This is a genomic window from Acuticoccus sediminis, assembly GCF_003258595.1.
GTDB classification, from domain to species: Bacteria; Pseudomonadota; Alphaproteobacteria; order Rhizobiales; family Amorphaceae; genus Acuticoccus; species Acuticoccus sediminis.
This window is the reverse complement of the sequence record NZ_QHHQ01000003.1, coordinates 734895-752671: the sequence shown is the minus strand read 5'-3', so window position 1 is coordinate 752671 and position 17777 is coordinate 734895. Positions and strand designations below refer to the sequence as shown.

The 17777-nt window shown below is 68.5% G+C and carries 12 protein-coding genes, 1 tRNA gene, 1 pseudogene and 1 other annotated feature; of the genes and pseudogenes, 11 read left to right on the top strand and 3 right to left on the bottom strand.

What is annotated here, in order from left to right; all coding sequences use genetic code 11:
* Positions 1-10 precede the first annotated feature (10 nt).
* From phnD to DLJ53_RS17625, 3 genes are all read left to right on the top strand, one after another.
* Positions 11-1027, top strand: coding sequence for a phosphonate ABC transporter substrate-binding protein (gene phnD / locus DLJ53_RS17635; RefSeq protein WP_280525510.1), 1017 nt, complete (start codon positions 11-13; stop codon positions 1025-1027).
* Positions 1028-1111: 84 nt separating this feature from the next.
* On the top strand, positions 1112-1942 hold the full coding sequence (gene phnE / locus DLJ53_RS17630) for a phosphonate ABC transporter, permease protein PhnE (protein WP_226577843.1): 831 nt from the start codon (positions 1112-1114) through the stop codon (positions 1940-1942).
* Between the two features lie 154 nt (positions 1943-2096).
* Complete coding sequence (locus DLJ53_RS17625; protein WP_111347878.1) at positions 2097-2654, top strand: gamma carbonic anhydrase family protein; 558 nt, start codon at positions 2097-2099, stop codon at positions 2652-2654.
* 78 nt (positions 2655-2732) lie between these two features.
* Here DLJ53_RS17625 and DLJ53_RS17620 read toward each other — a convergent pair whose 3' ends face one another.
* Entirely contained in the window at positions 2733-3401 is a 669-nt protein-coding gene (locus tag DLJ53_RS17620; protein ID WP_111347586.1) for a hypothetical protein, read from the bottom strand.
* Between the two features lie 109 nt (positions 3402-3510).
* Between DLJ53_RS17620 and DLJ53_RS17615 the strand changes: the two genes are divergently transcribed.
* Positions 3511-3586: transfer RNA gene (locus tag DLJ53_RS17615), tRNA-Ala, on the top strand.
* A 37-nt stretch (positions 3587-3623) separates the two neighbouring features.
* Here the strand turns inward: DLJ53_RS17615 and DLJ53_RS17610 are convergent.
* Complete coding sequence (locus tag DLJ53_RS17610; RefSeq protein WP_111347584.1) at positions 3624-3983, bottom strand: site-specific integrase; 360 nt, start codon at positions 3981-3983, stop codon at positions 3624-3626.
* A gap of 454 nt (positions 3984-4437) precedes the next feature.
* Here DLJ53_RS17610 and DLJ53_RS17605 point away from each other — a divergent pair, with 454 nt between their 5' ends.
* From DLJ53_RS17605 to DLJ53_RS17585, 4 genes and pseudogenes are all read left to right on the top strand, one after another.
* On the top strand, positions 4438-6120 hold the full coding sequence (locus DLJ53_RS17605) for a hypothetical protein (RefSeq protein WP_202913207.1): 1683 nt from the start codon (positions 4438-4440) through the stop codon (positions 6118-6120).
* 105 nt (positions 6121-6225) lie between these two features.
* Positions 6226-7281: pseudogene (locus DLJ53_RS17595) on the top strand (IS3 family transposase); the annotation flags it as partial.
* Positions 6525-6639 (top strand) — a sequence feature (AL1L pseudoknot). It overlaps the preceding pseudogene by 115 nt.
* A 487-nt stretch (positions 7282-7768) precedes the next feature.
* The gene (locus DLJ53_RS17590) at positions 7769-8824 is read left to right on the top strand and encodes a S1/P1 nuclease (protein ID WP_162409319.1); all 1056 of its coding nucleotides are present in this window, start codon (positions 7769-7771) and stop codon (positions 8822-8824) included.
* A gap of 277 nt (positions 8825-9101) precedes the next feature.
* Positions 9102-10328 (top strand): peptidoglycan-binding protein, encoded by a 1227-nt coding sequence (locus tag DLJ53_RS17585; protein ID WP_111347577.1) that lies wholly within the window; start codon positions 9102-9104, stop codon positions 10326-10328.
* Positions 10329-10366: 38 nt separating this feature from the next.
* On the opposite strand, the gene DLJ53_RS17580 is transcribed toward DLJ53_RS17585, so the two are convergent.
* Positions 10367-12262, bottom strand: a complete 1896-nt coding sequence (locus DLJ53_RS17580) for a KUP/HAK/KT family potassium transporter (protein WP_202913206.1) — start codon at positions 12260-12262, stop codon at positions 10367-10369.
* A gap of 450 nt (positions 12263-12712) precedes the next feature.
* Between DLJ53_RS17580 and DLJ53_RS17575 the strand changes: the two genes are divergently transcribed.
* The 3 genes from DLJ53_RS17575 (at position 12713) to DLJ53_RS17565 (ending at position 17757) form a co-directional block, all read left to right on the top strand.
* Positions 12713-13492 carry a DUF1003 domain-containing protein gene (locus DLJ53_RS17575; RefSeq protein WP_111347575.1) on the top strand — a complete coding sequence of 260 codons (780 nt, stop codon included), beginning with the start codon at positions 12713-12715 and terminating at the stop codon, positions 13490-13492.
* A 220-nt stretch (positions 13493-13712) separates the two neighbouring features.
* Entirely contained in the window at positions 13713-16364 is a 2652-nt protein-coding gene (gene mprF, locus DLJ53_RS17570; protein ID WP_111347574.1) for a bifunctional lysylphosphatidylglycerol flippase/synthetase MprF, read from the top strand.
* A 7-nt stretch (positions 16365-16371) separates the two neighbouring features.
* Entirely contained in the window at positions 16372-17757 is a 1386-nt protein-coding gene (locus DLJ53_RS17565; RefSeq protein ID WP_146619998.1) for a virulence factor family protein, read from the top strand.
* Positions 17758-17777 lie beyond the last annotated feature (20 nt).

Below are 17777 nucleotides of genomic sequence, written 5' to 3'. Positions count from 1 at the left end.
GAAAAACCACATGAGGAGAAGCACGATGAACATCGTCAAGACGCTTGGCGCGGCGGCCCTGTCGTTCGCGATCGCGGCGCCCGCCGTGGCGCAAGAGGTGACCGAGATCAACTTCGGCATCATCTCCACCGAGTCGCAGCAGAACCTGCGCAAGCAGTGGGAGCCGTTCCTGTCGGACATGGAAGCGGCGATCGGCATGCCCGTGAACCCGTTCTTCGCGTCCGACTATGCCGGCGTCATCGAGGGCATGCGCTTCGGCAAGGTGCAGGTCGCCTGGTTCGGCAACAAGTCGGCGATGGAAGCCGTCGACCGTTCGGACGGCGAGATCTTCGTCCAGACCGTCGATGCGGCCGGCAACCCCGGCTACTGGTCGCTGATCCTCGCCCCGAAGGATTCGCCGCTCAACTCGCTCGACGATCTCCTGAAGTGCGACCAGTCGCTGAACTTCGGCCTCGGTGACCCGAACTCCACCTCCGGCTTCCTCGTCCCGACGACCTTCGTGTTCGCGGCCAACGGCGTCGACCCGAAGGCGTGCTTCAAGAACGTGACGAACGCCAACCACGAGACGAACGCCATGGCCGTCGCCAACGGCCAGGTCGACGCGGCGGCGAACAACACCGAGAACCTCGCCCGCATCGAGGCCAACAACCCCAAGGCCTTCGAGAAGATCAAGATCATCTGGAAGTCGCCGCTGATCCCCTCCGACCCGATCGTGTGGCGCAAGGACCTGCCGGCCGACGTGAAGGAGAAGATCAAGACCTTCTTCCTGACCTACGGCACCGAGGATTCCGCCGGTGACGTCGCCGAGGAGAAGGCCGTGCTCGAGGGTCTCGCCTGGGCGCCCTTCCGCGCCTCCAACAACGACCAGCTCCTGCCGATCCGCGTGATGGAGATCGCCAAGGAGCAGGCCAAGATCCAGGCCGACGACAAGCTCTCCGACGAGGAGAAGGCGGCGAAGGTCGAGGCGCTGGAGGCTCAGAAGAAAGAGTTCCAGGCGCAGATCGACGCCAACGCGCAGCAGGGCTGATCGCGCCGCGATCCATCGACACGTCCGGCGGCGAGCCCTGTGGCTCGCCGTCTTTTTTGCAAGGCGCACCATGGGCGACGCAACATGAGCGATACGGCAGGCCACAGGGCGGGCGGTGCGGGGATGCCGACCCGCAGTCTCGAGCTGAAACGGGACTGGTCGCGAACCCTCATCAACGCCGCGATGTGGCTCGTCCTCCTGGCGCTGCTCGCCTGGAGCTGGGGGCCGGCGGAGATGGGACGCTGGACCTATCTCTTCACCGACTCGGCGAACATGCGCGAGTACGCGTCGGAGTTCACGAAGCCCGACTTCTCCGAGTGGCGCTACTACGTCGAGGAGATGGTCGTCACGGTGCAGATCGCGCTGTGGGGGACGATCCTGGCGGTGGCGCTGTCGGTGCCGATGGGCATCCTGTCGTCCCACAACATGGTGCCCTGGTACATCTGGCAGCCGGTGCGCCGCCTGATGGACTCCTTCCGCGCGATCCACGAGATCGTCTTCGCGGTGCTCTTCGTGGTGGCCGTGGGGCTCGGACCGTTCGCCGGCGTGATGGCGCTCTTCGTCCACACCACGGGCGTCCTCGCCAAGCTCTTCTCCGAGGCGGTGGAGGCGATCGACCCGCGGCCGGTGGAGGGGATCCGCGCGACGGGCGCGACGCGCATTCAGGAGGTGGTGTTCGGCGTCATCCCGCAGGTCCTGCCGCTGTGGATGAGCTATTCCCTCTACCGCTTCGAATCGAACGTGCGCTCGGCGACGGTGCTGGGGGTCATCGGCGCCGGCGGCATCGGGCAGATCCTCTTCGAATCGATTCGCGGGTTCTACTATCCGGAGGCCTCCGCGATCCTCATCATCGTCATCCTGACGGTCATGCTGACGGACATGGTTTCCCAGCGCCTGCGCCGGATGGTGACGTAAGGCCCTCAGGCGGCCTGTCGGTGCGGCGAAGCGACCCTGCGCGAGACCGCCGGAGGGCATCGCTCGCCGCGACTTGAAAGCATGCGGGTCGGCGGCCCATCATCCAGGGGAAAACGAGCCGGCGCCGTGAGCCGGCCTGCCTTTGGAGGACACCATGCCGATCTACGAACTCGACGGCGTTCGACCCACCTTGCCCGCCTCGGGATCCGTATGGATCGCGCCGGGGGCGCACGTGATGGGCGACGTCGTGCTCGGCGAGAAGACCGGGATCTGGTTCGGCGCCGTGCTGCGCGGGGACAACACCACCATCACCATCGGCGAGGGCACGAACATTCAGGACCATGTCATGGTCCACGTCGACCCCGGCTATCCGGCGACGATCGGCAAGGGCTGCACCGTCGGCCACCGGGCGATCATCCACGGCTGCACCATCGGCGACAACACGCTGATCGGCATGGGCGCCATCGTCCTCAACGGGGCGAACATCGGCAACAACTGCATCATCGGCGCGGGCGCGCTCATCACCGAGGGCAAGGAGATCCCGGACGGGAGCCTCGTGGTGGGCATGCCCGGCAAGGTCGTGCGCCAGCTCGACGAGGCGACGTTCGAGACGCTGCGCAAGCAGGGGCTCGGCTACGTCCGCAACGCCGAGAAGTTCACCAACGGCCTGCGCGAGATCGACATCACCGCAGCCAACCGCGCCGCCGCCTGACGAAGGCCGGCTTGCCCGCCGCGTTGGTGCGGGCGCCATCCTGCCGCTCGAGCGATACCGCCCGGGCGGCACCGCTGATCAGTGCGTCGTCCAGACGGGCCAGTCCCCGGCCGCCTCCAGGAGGCGCATGTGGAGCGTGCGGTCGGGCACGGTGCCGTTGACCAGCGACTGGTAGAGCCCCGTGTTGTTCGGCGCGCGGCCGAACTCGGCGAAGGCATTCGGGTTGAGGTCGTCGGGCCCGAGGCCGAGCTGTTCGGCGATGGTCTCGGCGAACGCTTCGGGCTGGTCGCCGAAGCCCACGGTGACGGGGAGGGCGGTGAGGTCGGCCATGATCCGGTCGATCTCGGTCCCGACGCCCTTCTTGCGCAGCGAGCGCATCATCGCCTCGGTCGAGACCATCACCGGCAGCACCCGCTCGTCGAGCGCCTCGCGCAGGCTGAAGGTGTGCGGGACCCAGTGGTCCGGATGGCGGTGCTGACGCTCCCAGGCGTTCCAGGTCGAGATCATGCGCAGGATGGGGTCGCCGGCGACGGTCGCGAATCGCGTGACGCCCTGCATCTTCAGAGCGTCGTCGAGGGTGAAGCGCCCGCCGACGAGGGCGTACTTGTCAGCGGCGCCCGCCGAGGTGAGATCCTCCAGGGTGGCGTTCCGGCCGAGCCAGCCGACCCGTTGGGCGCCCAGGGCCTTGGTAAATGCCTGGAACGCTCCGCGTCCGGCGGAGAAGGGAATCTCGATGAAGACGATCACGTCCGGTCCTTCACACAGGTCTTTCAACAGCCCGAGGGGGTCCTCAGGTGCAAACACGCACGAAGCTTGTTGACTTTGGCGTCGTAGCCTCGCATATCGTGCCGCGCACGGGGCCGTAGCTCAGTTGGGAGAGCGCTGCAATCGCACTGCAGAGGTCAGGGGTTCGAATCCCCTCGGCTCCACCACGCCGACCATAGGCGTGTGGAAAATCAACGGCTTAGGTCACGAGTTTCCAGGTTTTTTCAGGCGGGTTTCCAAATCCCGTTCCTGCTCCAGTCTCGCCATACCCTCCTCGACAATGCGCTTCCGGTTCACCGACTTGGTGTAGGTGTCCGCTTCGGAGAGGCTCGCGTGGCCCAACATCGGGCCGATGTGTGCTTTGCCGAGTCCAGCTTCGGCCCCGGCCGACCCAAACTCGTGACACAGACCATGTGTCGATTTTGTCACGCCGGTCTTCGCGCACGCCCGCTTGAACCACTCCCCGAATGCATTGCCCGATCTAGACGCGCCGCAGGCGGTTTTCCATCTCGAAGCGCCTAGTGCTCGTGTGGAGCAAGCGCCGAAAGACAAGCTGATCTTCATGGAGGTTGGCGAACGATCCCGACATCGCGGGCGAAGCGCTCTTCGAGCGCGGCATCACCGAGATCGGCAACGCGTTCGTGTCGGGGAAGGCCGTCGAGGTGCGGGCGGCGGCGTCCCTCTCACACGATCAAGCTAGGACCATGACACGGCAAGGCGCGTGGCCTCGTCGATCGCGACATGGACAAAGTCCCACACGACGTATTGCCTGCGAATATCTTGCCGCCGGCCTGTCACGCGATAAGCTGACCCTCTCCGATTGGCGAAGCGGAACAGTCCCTGACGTCTTCAGCTGCCGGGCGTTCCGAGATGAACGTGAGGCAGAGGTGACGATGGCTTTGGTGAATACGCCCGGCGCGCGGCAGCGTCGCCCACTGCTCGCGGGTCACCACGCCTTTCAGACGGTCCGGTTTCTTGCTGGGCTCATTGGCAAAGCCGGCGGGGACGGAAGCTGTCCGTGACCCGCCTCGCGGCGTTCGAGCCGCTGGGCACCGCCGAACGGGCCGTTCTCGCCAGCCTCGGCGACGGCACGTTCGTGCGTCTCGGGGACGGTGAGATACCCGAAGGCCCCGACGATGCCCGCACCGTCCGCGCAGCGTTCCTTCGCGTTCTCCTCCTCGGCGGAGAGGATGTGCCGTTCGTCCACGAGAAGGGGGTCCGCCTCGCGGGTGCCTTTGTGGAGGGCACGCTCGACCTTGAGGGCTGCCGCATCGCCCGCTCACTCGGCCTCTTCGACTGTCGACTCGAGCGCACGCTCGTCCTGCGTGCGGCAGTGATAGACGCCCTTCATCTCGACGGGTCTGCGCTTCCAGGCCTCCTCGCCGAGCGGATCGAGGCACGCGGGGACGTGAGCCTCGGCAGCACTGCGGTTGACGGTGCGGTGCGGCTCGGGAACGGCCGGATCGGGGGCAGCCTTGTCGTCGATGCGGCCGTCCTCGACAGCGGACTCGACGTCGCGCTTGACGCCTCGGGCGTCGAGACACGTGGCGGCTTCTTCCTACGAGGGGCACGGGTGCGTGGGGGGATCTCGCTGGCGAACGCCACCGTCGGGAGCGACCTGGAGGCGATCGGGCTCGAGATCACGCGGGCGGACGCGGTGGCGTTCGACGCATCCGGGATCACCGTCGCGGGAAACCTTGCTCTGCGGCGGGCGAGCGTGGAGGGGGAGGCAATTCTCGACGGGGCGCATATCGGCGGCGATCTCGACCTGTCCGGAGCGCACCTGTCGGCTCCGGGCGGAGCCGCCTTCGGCCTCGCACGCGCAACGGTGGACGGCGCGTTCATCCTGCGCGAGAGCGCGACAGTAAACGGACTACTGCAACTCAACGGCACCACCGTCGGCCTTCTCGTCGACGCTCCGGCTAGCTGGCCCGGGCCGGGCGACCTTTCGCTCAATGGCTTTCTATACGGCGGGTTCCTCGCCTCGCCGGTGGACGCGGCGACACGGCTGCGCTGGCTTGCACTCCAGGATCCTACCCGGTCAGGTGACGGATTCTGGCCCCAGCCCTACGAGACGCTCGCAGGTGTCCTCGCTCGCATGGGGCATCACGAGGATGCGAGCGCTGTCCTCTTCGAGAAGGAGCGGCTTCAGCGACGAGCCCGTCGCGCCCGTGCCTCGCCGCTCCTACGCACGGCGCTCACGGTCCGTGACGCGGTCCTCCTGGTGACCGTCGGCTTCGGGTTGCGACCGCATCTCGCCGTGATATGGCTCGCCGCCCTGTGGTTCGTCGGTGCGCTTCTGATGGCCGCCGCGGAGAACCGGGACGCGATCCGGCCCAACGTCGCGCTCGTGCTGCGCTCGCCGGAATGGTTGCAGTGCGGGAGGTCCGTCGGCGAGACGGTTCATCTCGTTTCGCTCGGGGACACCCGGGAGGGACTCGCAGCGCCCGACCAGTCGCAGCTGGCGTGCTGGAGGGCACTTCCCGAAGCAGGGAGCTTCCCGAAGTTCAACGCGTGGATGTTCGCGGGCGATGCGATGCTTCCGGCCCTTCAAACGGGTCAGCGCGACTACTGGTCCGCAGACACGCGCCAGCCCTTCGGCGTACTGGTGAAGAGCATTATCCACCTCATAACGGTAGCCGGCTGGGCGCTCAGCCTCCTCGCCGTTGCCGCCTTCTCCGGCCTCGTCCGCTCCCGCTAGCGTGCGCCTCCCTTAGCGGCGCTCGCCGAATTACACGCGACCGTCAGAAGCACCGCGGCAATTGTCGCAAGAGGAACGGCGTGGGTTTGTCGGAGGCTCCAACTCCTGAGAAGGTGGAGCGATGACGAGCAGGACAGGAACAAGTTTTCACCCGAGGTGAGCGAACGGGCGGTAGGGTCGGTTCTCGAGCATGCGCACGAACACCGTTCGCGCTGGCAGGCGATCGTGTCGGCTGCCCCGAAGATCGGTTGCTCGGCGCACTCGCCGAACGAGTGGGTGAAGAGGGCCGAGGTCGACGCGGGCAAGCGGGCCGGCGTGTCGACGGACATGGCCGCGAAGCTGAAGGCGCTCGAGCGGGAGAACCGCGAGTGACGGCAGGCCAACGAGATCCTGCGTAAGGCATCGGCTTATTTCGCGCAGGCGGAGCTCGACCCGGTCGAAGACATGATCGCGTTCATCGACGATCATCGCAGTGTGTATGGGGTCGAGCCGATCTGCCGAGTGCTGCCGATCGCCCCATCGACCTACCATGGCAACGTCGCCCGGCGGCTTGATTCGCCAAAGCTCTCGCCGCGAGCGACGCGGGACCGGGCGCTGAAGCCGGAGATCGAGCGTTTCTTCTCGAGGTCGCCCGGTGCACCGTCGAACGGCTGAAGAAGGGGATCGGATTACAAGGCGTCATTCGTGGCAAGTCGATCCGGACGACGGCCCACAGCACGTCGGCGCCATGTCTGCTCGATCATGTGAACCGCGTGTTCCATGCTCCGGCGCCGAACGCGCTGTGGCTGTCGGATTTCACCTACGTGTCGACCTGGTCGGGCTTCGTCTACATTGCCTTCGTGATCGATGCCTACGCCCGCCGCATCGTCGGCTGGCGGGTGAGCCGGGCAATTCATGCCGGCTTTGTGCTGGATGCCCTCGAGCATGCCCTGCATGAACGACGACCCGTCCACGGCAGCGGACTGGTGCACCCATGGCGACCGCGGCTCGCGATATGTCAGCATCCGCTGCACGGAACGCCTCGCCGAAGCCGGTGTCGAGCCTTCCGTCGGCAGCTACGACAACGCTCTCGCCGAGACGATCAACGGCCTTTACGAGACTGAGGTCACTCATCGGCGCGGGCCGTGGCGCTCCTTCGAAGCTGTCGAATTCGCGACGATGACCGATGAGCAAGTCATGGCGGCGTGACTTCAACCAAACAGCCTCCGGTGATGCCGGGGCGGTTCAGTGCCGCTTGCGGCCGTTTCCGGGCCCACCTGCGAATACCCGAAGCCGCCATTCGGCCGGACGCCGAACTCACGATCGCGCGAGGGGGCTTGGCTCGCTCGCCCGTGATGGGGATCATTGAAACAGAATGGCGGATAGTGTCTCGGCGATCTGTGTTGGAGACGCAGACCATCACTGCTCGATCGGAAACTTCGCGGCCTTCGGATTCTCGAAGCCAAGATCGAGATCGGTGCCGTCAGTCGACCCGGTTCCGGGCCGGACGGGAGCGAGGCCGGGAGACCGGACGCGCGAAGCCCTCGCTGCACGCCAGGCGGCGGGCGAAGTCATTGGCGTCGCGGAAGGCGGCATCACGAACCGAGGCATCATGACCCGAGGCATAGCTGGCCGAAATCAGGACACGTAGGGCAGGGAGGAAATGGACATGCCGAAGCGATGGACTGGCGCAGTTGCAGCCGTGGCGCTTGCGGCGCTTCCTGCAACGGTGAACGTGGCCCGTGCCTGGGACCATCCCGGACACATGGTGACCGCCGCCATCGCTTTCGCCGAGATCGAGCGTGCCCGTCCCGACCTGATCGACAAGCTGGGGCTCATATTTCTCAGGCATCCGGATCCGGCGCCGTTCTGGGTGGCCGTCGGTGACGCCAGGGGGAAGGAGCGCGTGCGGCGGATGTTCATCGAGTGCGCGCGCTGGCCGGACGACAGCAAGTTCACTCCGAACGATCGACTGACATGGCACTCGGCGCGCTGGCCGGTGCTGGCCGAGGATGCGCCGCCCGAAGCGGTCGCCGCGGCCGAGGCGCGGCGCGGCGGACCCGCCGGGCAGGCGCTCGAAGCTCTGTCGCTGACCTCCGCGATGCTGGGCAACCCCGAGGCGGACCCGTCCGAGCGCGCGTTCGCCCTCTGCTGGGTGCTCCACATCATCGGGGACATCCACCAGCCGATGCATGTCGGCGATCTCTTCTCGGCCGACTTCCCGACGGGCAACGCGGGCGCGACGATGAGCTACGTCCTGGACCCGGTGACGCGGACGCCGATTCCCCTCCACGTCCTCTGGGACAGCAACGCGCTGCGGGTCCCGTCTCTCGAAGCAGTCGACCGCGCGGCCCTGACCTTCACGAACCGCCATCCCCGGTCCGCCTTTGCCGAGCTGGAGGCTCATCCGCTCGGCGATCCCGACGCATTTCGGAGCTGGGCCGTCGAGAGCCACCAGATCGCGGTCGACTGGGCCTTCGACCTGGAGACGGCCAGCGACCCCGACAAGGACCAGTCGGCCGACAAGCTCGTCCAGAACATGGTGAACTTCATCCTCAACGGTGTCTCGCCGGTCACGGATGCGCCCGAGCTGCCGCCCGGATACTGGGAGCGGCTCCAGGTGACGGCGGAGCAGAGGATCACCCTTGCCGGCTACCGCATCGCCGACGTCATCCTCTCCGCGGCGGACCGCATCGAGGCGCAGCGACGGTTCATGGGTCGGTGATCGGGACCTGCCATCGCGGAACTGCCGCCGGCAGCCCACGAGATCGTCTGTCGTTGGATCCGGCGTGGCCGGTCCGTCGCCGTCGTGGCGGCACGGTCGAGGCGGCGTCATGCGGGCGGATGTCGGCCGCGAGGGCGCACTCGTCAATAAACCTCATCGTGAATGTCACGAAAGGGCAATGGAGATCTGTCGTGCCCGAAATATTGCCTTGTGAAAAACAAGGCGGCAAAGTGGCGCCATGTTGGCGCTTGGATTTTCAAAGTCACTGATACTGACCGTGATCATGGCCGCTTTCGTGTTCGAGGCGGCCGAGGGGGGAGCGGCCACGATCCAGCGGCTCCCGCCAGCGGACGAGACCCTTCCGATATTTCTCGTCGAGGGCGAGCTTCTGCCTGGCGATCAATACGTATTCCAGGAGGTTATCTCCGACGTTCCGGTCGGGATCGTCCTGTTGAGCAGTCCCGGAGGAAGCCTCGACGCGGGCATTGAAATCGGCAAGCTGATCCGCCTCCGCGGTCTGGGGACCGTGGTCATCGACGGGACGGAATGCCTGTCGGCGTGCGCCCTTGCCTGGCTTGGCGGCCAGCCCAGAGCCATGCAGCCGAACGCCATGATCGGCTTCCACGCGGCCTACGTCGAGCGGAACGGCGCGAAGCACGAAACAGGCGTCGGCAACGCCCGCGTCGGCGCCTATCTCACCAAGCTCGGATTGAACGAAGCCGCCATCGACTTCGTGACCCGGCCCGGACCTTATCAGATGGCCGAGCTGACCCCGGACAGGGCCCGCTATCTGGGAATCATGGTCCGCGTGCTGGAACCCGCGGCCGCCCCGGAATCGCCCGAGCCTCGTGCGCTGGAGGACGCGGCCGTCGCCTTCGTCGTCGAGCACATGGAGGCCGGGAGCCGGCAGAACGCCGCCCAGGCGAGGTATTCCGCCGAAACCCGGTACGCGGACGTGGTCGACTACTACGGCCAGAAGGCGCTGCCGCGCGAGAAGGTGGTCGCGAGCATCGCGGCCTACATCGGCCGGTATCCGGTTCGCTCCCTCCAGGTCCGCGGCACGCCGACGGCGAAGTGCGAACGGAGCGTGTGTGCCGTGTCCGGCGTCGCCGACTTCGCCGCCGAGGCGACCGCCCGAAACGTGAGGGTCAGCGGCTCGGTGGAGTTCACACTCGTTCTTGTCGATGCCGGCGCTGGCGCCTTCCGCATCGTGTCGGAGACGAGCGAGGCGGTCCGCTCCACGACGGAACCGATCGACCGGCGGGCTGCGGAGACGGTGCGGCGCGTCCAGGAGGAACTGGACCGCCTGGGCTGCCAGCCGGGTCCGGTCGACGGCGTGTGGGGGGCAAGGTCGCGAGCGGCCCTCGAGCGGTTCAATTCGGCGACCGGCACGCAGCTCAGCCCGCACCGCCTGTCGCCGTCGACCGTCATGACGCTGAAGGCCGAACGGGACGGCGCCTGCGTGAAGAGCGCGTTCCGGCGGCACCGGGAGTCGATGCGCTAGCCGGAACATGGACGGGCGGCGCGAGTGGCATTCCGGGATCAGAGCTGCTTGTGTACGCCGACCTCGAGCGTGCGCGTTGTAGGGAGGCGGAGCCGGTCGGTCGCCCGCTCGGCCAGACGGAACAGGACGATGAAGGCGACGCTCGCTAGGTCCGTGAGGCTGCGGATCCGTGGCGGAGGCACGAGGCGGTCGTGGCTTACCAGATAGACCGCCTCGTCCGGCTCGATCCCCAGCCGCAGGAGTTCCGGCGACAGCAGCGACGGAAGGTCGATCTGCTGCAGGTAACCGACCTTGAGGTCGACGCGGCACATCCCATCGCAGAGGCACACCACGGTGGCCCGGTCATCCTGCCCGACCCGCGGCTTCGATCCGACCCAGACCGAGGCGATCACGACGCGGTCCGGATTGACCCCGAGGATGCGGCGCAGCTGGTCGAGGCTGGCGACGGTTCCCTCGCCCGGGCGCATCAACGCGACGATCGGTGCCGAGATGTTCGCCTTGCTGCGGGCGAATTCGCGCGCGAACCGGGGGACCGGAGTGCCGACGTGCCCGCCCACCTCGACGAGCCTGCGCCGCCCGATGTGCCAGCTCGCCATGGCGCCGAACGCCAGCGCGGTCAGCGTGAGCGGCAACCAGCCGCCGTTTGCGATCTTCCCGAGGCTGGAGCCGAAGAAGGTGACGTCGATGGCGAGAAGCGGCAGGAACAGCGCCACGACGACGGCGGCGTGACGGTGATGCCGCCGGCGCAGGTATGCGATTGCGAGAATGGTGGTGGTGATCATCGCCCCCGCGACCGCGAGCCCGTAGGCGTCGGCGAGCGCGCCGGACGAGCCGAAGCCGACCGCAATGAGGACGGTCCCCGTGGCGATCAGCACGTTGAGCGCCGGCAGGTAGACGTGATGCTCGTTGGTCCGGCTCGTGTGCACCACGCGCAGCGGCACGAGGAGATGAAGCTCCATGGCCTGCCGGGCCAGGCTCGCGATGCCGGAAATGACCGCCTGCGAGGCGATGATCGTCGCCAGCGTTGCCAGCGCGATCATCGGCAGCCGCAGGGCGTCGGGGACGAGCCGGTAGAAGGGGCTGTCGAGCGCGTGGGGCTCGGCGAGGACCAGGGCGCCCTGTCCGAAGTAGCTGAGGAGGAGGGCCGGGAGCACCACGAGGTACCAGGCGCGGGCAATGGTCCTGCGTCCGAACTGGCCGAGGTCCGCGTAGAGTGCCTCTCCGCCCGTGACCGCGAGGAAGACCGCGGTGAGGATCGCTGTGGCCCGCAGCGGATGGGTCGCGAGGAGGGTTGCCGCATGCCGTGGGTCGAGCGCGGCCAGCACTTCGGGGCGCGAGGCGACTGCGATCGCGCCGAGGGTTCCGATGGCCGCGAACCAGGCCAGCATGACGGGTCCGAACCAACGACCGATCAACTCGGTCCCCGCGCCCTGAATCGCGAAGAGGACGACGAGGATCGTGGCGGCGAGCGGCAATACCGCCGGATCCAGCCGGGGCATGGCAATCCGGAGCCCCTCGACCGCGGCAAGGACCGAGATCGCCGGCGTGATCATAGCGTCGCCGAACAGCATGGCCGCGCCGGCGAGTGCCACACCGAGCATCACCGCCCGGCGCCCGCGGCGGGCGCGATGCAGATCGAGCAAGGCGGCGAGGGCGATGATGCCGCCTTCGCCGCCGTTGTCGACCCGAAGCAGGACCGAGACATACTTGACGGAGACCGAAAGAAGGAGCGCCCAGGCGATCAGCGACAGGGCACCCATCACCTCGACCGCCGTGGCGCCGCCGGCCGCCGTCGCCGCCTCGCGAAACGCGTAGAGCGGGCTCGTCCCGATGTCGCCGAACACGATGCCGAGCGCGGCGAGCGCGAGGCCCTGGCGCGCGGGCTCGGCCGGAGCGCGGACAGCCAGCGCGGTCGGTGATCTCTCGATGCTCACGCACGGCCTCCGGAATCCTGCGCCGCCTCGAACCTCACGGCGATCCTCCCACCGGAGACCGGCCGCGCCCTTGCGGCAACTCCGCCCCGACGGTCCGGGACGGCGAGGGCAGGGGCAATCCGCATGCGGTCACATGTTGCCGGCGAGACGCTGCCGCGCCGGCGAGACGCCGGCGGTCGGCCTGCGCGTGCCCCATTCAAACCGTCGTGGACTTGACGAATGTCAAGCGGTCGCGTCCGGAGAGCGCCGAGGGCTTTCCGGTTTGGCGAGGGAACGACCCCGCATTTCGGATATGCCGCACCGCTTTGACACATTGCCGTTTCAGGCTCAGATGCCGCCGACGCGGTGCCGGACTGCGACGCCGCCCGAGCGCTTCGCCACGCTTCCTTTCGAGGGCGAGTTTTCGACTGCGGCGCGTCTTCCATCCCGCGCAGTCGCGGAGGTCGTTTGATGTCGATCGTCCCCGAACGTCCGGGCCGCGGGTTGCCGGATGCACCACAGGCCGGCAGCGCCCCGTCGCGCCGCGACGACACCGGCGGGACGCTCCCCGTCCCCGACGTCGCGTGCGTCATATGCGGCCAGCCGGTGACATTCGATCAGGCGGTCGCGTACGCCGCCGTGCGGCCGACGGTGTCGGCCCTGCTCGCGCGCGACCACCCCGCCTGGCGCGAGGGGGCATGGATCTGCCGCCGGGACCTCGACGAATACCGGCGGAGGTACATTACCGAGCTGCTGACGTCGGCCATAGGCGAGCTCGGCCCGCTGGAGCGGGAAGTCATCGAGAGCATCACGACCGGCGATCTCGTCACCGAGGTCGCGGGCACGGCCTACGACGCGCAGGCGAGCTTCGGCGAACGGATGGCCGACCGCATGTCCGCGTTCGGCGGATCCTGGGGCTTCATCCTCTCGTTCTGCGCGATCTGCACGCTGTGGATGATCCTGAACGTCACGGGCTGGCTCTTCGTGCCGTTCGACCCCTATCCGTTCATTCTCCTCAACCTCGCGCTGTCGACGCTCGCCGCCATCCAGGCCCCCATCATCATCATGAGCCAGCGCCGGCTGGAGGCGAAGGATCGCCTGCGCGCCGAGAACGACTATCAGGTCAACCTGAAGGCCGAGCTCGAGGTCCGCCAGATCCACGAGAAGATCGACTACCAGCTCACCCAGCACATCGCCCGGCTGGAGCGGCTCGAGCAGCTGCAGGCGGAGGTGCTGGCCCGCCTGCATTGACACGCGGCGTTCGGGCGCCGCCCCCGATCCGAAGGCACGGGGGCGGAGGCAGCATCCGAGGTGGTCGAAATCGGGACGGCATCGATCGACGCGGCAGCAGGCGGGTTCGTTCCGGACGCCTCGCTGGCGCTTCCAAGCCCTGGGGCAATGAAGTATAGATCCGCTCGCCGGAGCGTGCGCACCGACCGCGGTGGGTTGGTTGCCCGATCGAGTAAAGCACATGCGTGGCACTGCAGACACGACTGTCGAAACTCCCGCGGCGGCCCGGTCCGGGCTTGTCCGGTCCGGGTGGATCGGAGCGCTTCGCAGAAGGATCCCGCCGTCCGCGGTCCGTTATCTCGGACTGGCCGTTCTCGCGCTGCTGCTGATCTCCATCGCGGCCGAGCTCCATCGTGTCCTGCGCGACGTCACGCTCGCGGATATCGGCACCGCGCTGGCGAACACGCGAGGCTGGGTGATCCTTGCCGCCTTCGCCGCCAGCGCGCTCTCCTACTGCGCGCTCGTCGGCTACGAGCACGTGGCGTTGCGGCAGGTCGGCGTCACCCACCTGAGGCCGCGCTTCGTCGCCGTGACGGCCTTCATCAGCTACAGCTTCACCTTCGTCCTCGGCTTCGGCGTCCTGACCGGCGGCGCCGTCCGTCTGCGACGCTACCGGACCGTCGGCCTCGCGCCGTCGCAGATCCTCGCGGTCACGCTGCTCGGCGCCGTGAGCTTCTGGATCGGCCTCGCGCTCGTCGCGGCGGTATGCGTGATGATCGAGCCGTCCGTCGTCAGCGCGGTCGCCGGGTTGCCGCGTGGAGCCGGGATCGCCGCCGGCGCCGGCGCCCTCGTTGCCGTCGCCGGGTGGTCGGTCTGGCATCGCGGCCGGTCCGCCACGCTGAACGTCTCGGGCTGGACGGTGCGACTGCCGGACTCGAGGACGAGCGCTGCGATCGTCCTGCTCGGGATGGCGGACATCCTCGCCGCTGCCCTCGCGCTCTGGCTGCTGCTGCCGGCGGACATCCACATCGGGTATCCGGGCTTCCTCGTCGTGTTCGCCCTCGCGACGGTGGCCGGAGTGGTGAGCCACGTGCCGGGCGGGCTCGGCGCGTTCGAGGCCGTCATCCTGCTCGGCCTGCCGTCCACCGCCCATGCCGAGATCGCGGCCTCCCTCATCCTGTTCCGTCTGGTCTACTACCTCGTGCCGTTCGCCTTCGCGCTGGTGCTTTTCGTGGCCGGCGAGGTCGGCGCATCGCGGGCGCGGGTGGCCGCGATCGGCTCACGCGCCGCGCAGACCGTCATGCCGTTCGTCCCGCGCATCGCCGGGCTCGCCGTGTTCGGGGGAGGGGTCGTCCTCCTGCTCTCCGGCGCGGCTCCTGCGGAGGGAACGCGGCTCGCGATCCTCGCGGATCTCCTGCCGCTTCCCTTCGTGGAGACGTCCCATTTCCTCGCCAGCGTGGTCGGGGCGGCGCTTCTCGTGGTGTCCGTCGGGCTGCTCGGGCGGCGCCGCGCGTCGTGGCAGATCGCCGTGGCGCTCGTCGGTGCCGGTGCGGTCTTCTCGCTCTTCAAGGGGCTCGACGTGGAGGAGGCTGCGGTCTGCACCACCGCGCTCGCGCTCCTTCTCGCGTCGCGTCGCGCGTTCTACCGGGGAGGCGGCGCGTGGGGGGCGACGCCGTCCTGGCCCTGGATCTGCGCGATGGCCGTGGCCATCGGCCTCTCGGTCTGGCTCGGCTTCCTCGCCTATCGGTCGGTCGACTACTCGCGGGAGCTCTGGTGGCGGTTCGCGCTCGACGGCGACGCATCGCGCTTCCTGCGCGGCACACTGGGCGCGGCCATCGTCCTCGCCGGCTACGCGCTCTATCGTGTGGTGCGCGCCCCGTCCGCCGCCGCGCCTCCCGGGAAGGACGAGTTCGAGAAGATCGCCGCCATCGTCGGGCAGGTCGAGGACCCGGGGGCCCAACTCGCGCTGCTGGGCGACAAGTCCTTCCTGATCTCCGGCGTCGGCACGGGCTTCGTGATGTACGGCGTCGAGGGCAAGACCGTCCTCGCGATGGGCGACCCCGTCGCGGACGATCCGAAAGTCGCGGTGGACCTCATCTGGCGGTTTCGCGAACTCGCTGACCGATGCGGCGGGGACCCTGCATTCTACGAGGTCGGGCCACAGCTCCTGCCGCACTACATCGACGCGGGGTTCTCCTTCGCCAAGCTCGGCGAGGTGGCCATCGTCGATCTCGCGAAGTTCTCGTTTCAGGGTTCGGCCGGTGCAAAGCTCCGCCAGGCCAAATCGCGGGCCGAGCGGGCCGGACTCGGCTTCCGCATCGTTCCCGCCGCCGAGGTGCCGTCGATGCTCCCCCAGCTTCGCGCGATATCCGACGCCTGGCTCGCCCAGCAGAAGGGCCGCGAGAAGGGGTTCTCGCTCGGCTTCTGGTCCGATCCGTACATCGAGCGCTTCGACCAGGCCGTGATCGAGCACGACGGCCGGCCGATCGCGTTCGCCAACATCTGGCGCGGCGCGGGCGGTCGTCAGGTGTCCATCGACCTCATGCGGCACGTGCCGGACATGCCGAACGGCACGATGGACGCCATGTTCATCTCGCTGATGGAGGCGGCGAAGGCCGAAGGGGCCGCGACGTTCAACCTCGGCCTCGCGCCCATGTCGGGGATGCCGGACCATTCGCTGGCCCCGGCATGGAGCCGGTTCGCGCGGCTCATCTACGAGCACGGCAACCAGTTCTACAACTTCCGCGGCCTGCGGGCCTTCAAGGCGAAGTTCAGGCCGGACTGGCAACCGCGTTATCTGGCCTACACGGGGCCGCTCGCCGTACCGCGCGTGCTGATGGACGCGACGCGGCTCATCTCGCGCGGCCCCGGCGCACTACAGAGGCAGGATTGACGTGTTCATGACCCGGGCCGCCGCGGCGGCAGCCGTCCTCCTCGCCGTGACACCCGCTCCGGCTCAGGCGGCGCCTCGCACCACGACCGTCGCGACCGCCCACATCGGCGACATCACGGTGCTGGCTCCGGAGAGCCAGCCCGAGACCTTCGCGGTCCTCGTCTCGGATGCTGACGGGACGACCGATGCCGTCCGGGCGCAGGCGGAGGCGCTGGTGGCGAAGGGCACCGCCGTCGCGCTCGTCGAACTTCCCGGCCTGATGGCGCTGAAGGAGGCGCAGGACGGGGACGGCTGCCACTACGTCTTCGGCGACTTCGAGGAGCTGTCGCGCCTCGCCGAACGCCAGCTCGGCATGACGACGTGGCGCTGGCCCGTCGTCGTCGGGCTCGGCAGCGAAGGAGGGACGATGGCCTACCTGGCCCTCGCGCAGGCCCCGGAGAATACGGCCGCCGGCGCCGTCAGCCTTGGCTTTTCGCCGGTTCTCGCGGCGCGCCGTCCGCTGTGCCCGGGCGCGGCCGCGACCCCGCGGGACGGCGGCGGCTTCGACCTCGCCCCACCCCGGCACCTGCCGGGACCTTGGACGCTGATCCTGCCGGACGCCCCGGCACCCGACGTCGCGCCGTTCGTTGCCGCCGGCGGCAACGCTGTCCGGGCCGTGGGCGCCGAGATGGCCGGGGCGGCGGCGGACGCCGTCCTCGCAATGGCCGCGGGCCCCGCCGATCCGCTCGCGGACCTGCCGCTCACCGAACTCCCGGCCGAGGACCCCGTCGCGCTCGCGATCTTCATCTCCGGCGACGGCGGCTGGCGCGACCTCGACAAGACCATCGGCGAGTGGCTCGCCGCGCACGGCGTGGCGGTCGTGGGGGTGGATGCCTTGCGCTACTTCTGGAGCGAGCGCAGCCCCGAGGAGATCGCGAACGCGATCGAGCGCATCGCGGCGCACTATGGCCGTGCATGGGGTGTGGAGAAGGTCGCGCTCCTCGGCTATTCGTTCGGCGCCGACGTCCTCCCGCTCGCCTGGCCGAAGCTCGACGAGGCGACACGGGACCGGACCGTCCTCGTCGGACTGCTCGGGCTCGCGCATTCGACGACGCTGGAGGTGACGATCTCCGGCTGGCTCGGGCTGTCATCGGGCGCGGAGATCCCGCTCGCGGGGCCGCTGGCCGCGCTGCCGGCGGACCGGGTCGTATGCGTCTACGGCACGCAGGAGGCGGCCGACGACGACACCGGGTGCACGTTGTCCGGGCTGCGCGAGGCGACGCTGATCGAGCGCCCCGGCGGCCACCACTTCGACGGCGACTACGCCGCCCTTGCAACGATGCTCCGTGCCCGCCTCGCCGAAGCGCTGGCGGCTCCGGCTCAGGCGCGATCCGGTGGCGCCGCGCCGCGCTAGGGCCCGGCCGAGGGGCTGCG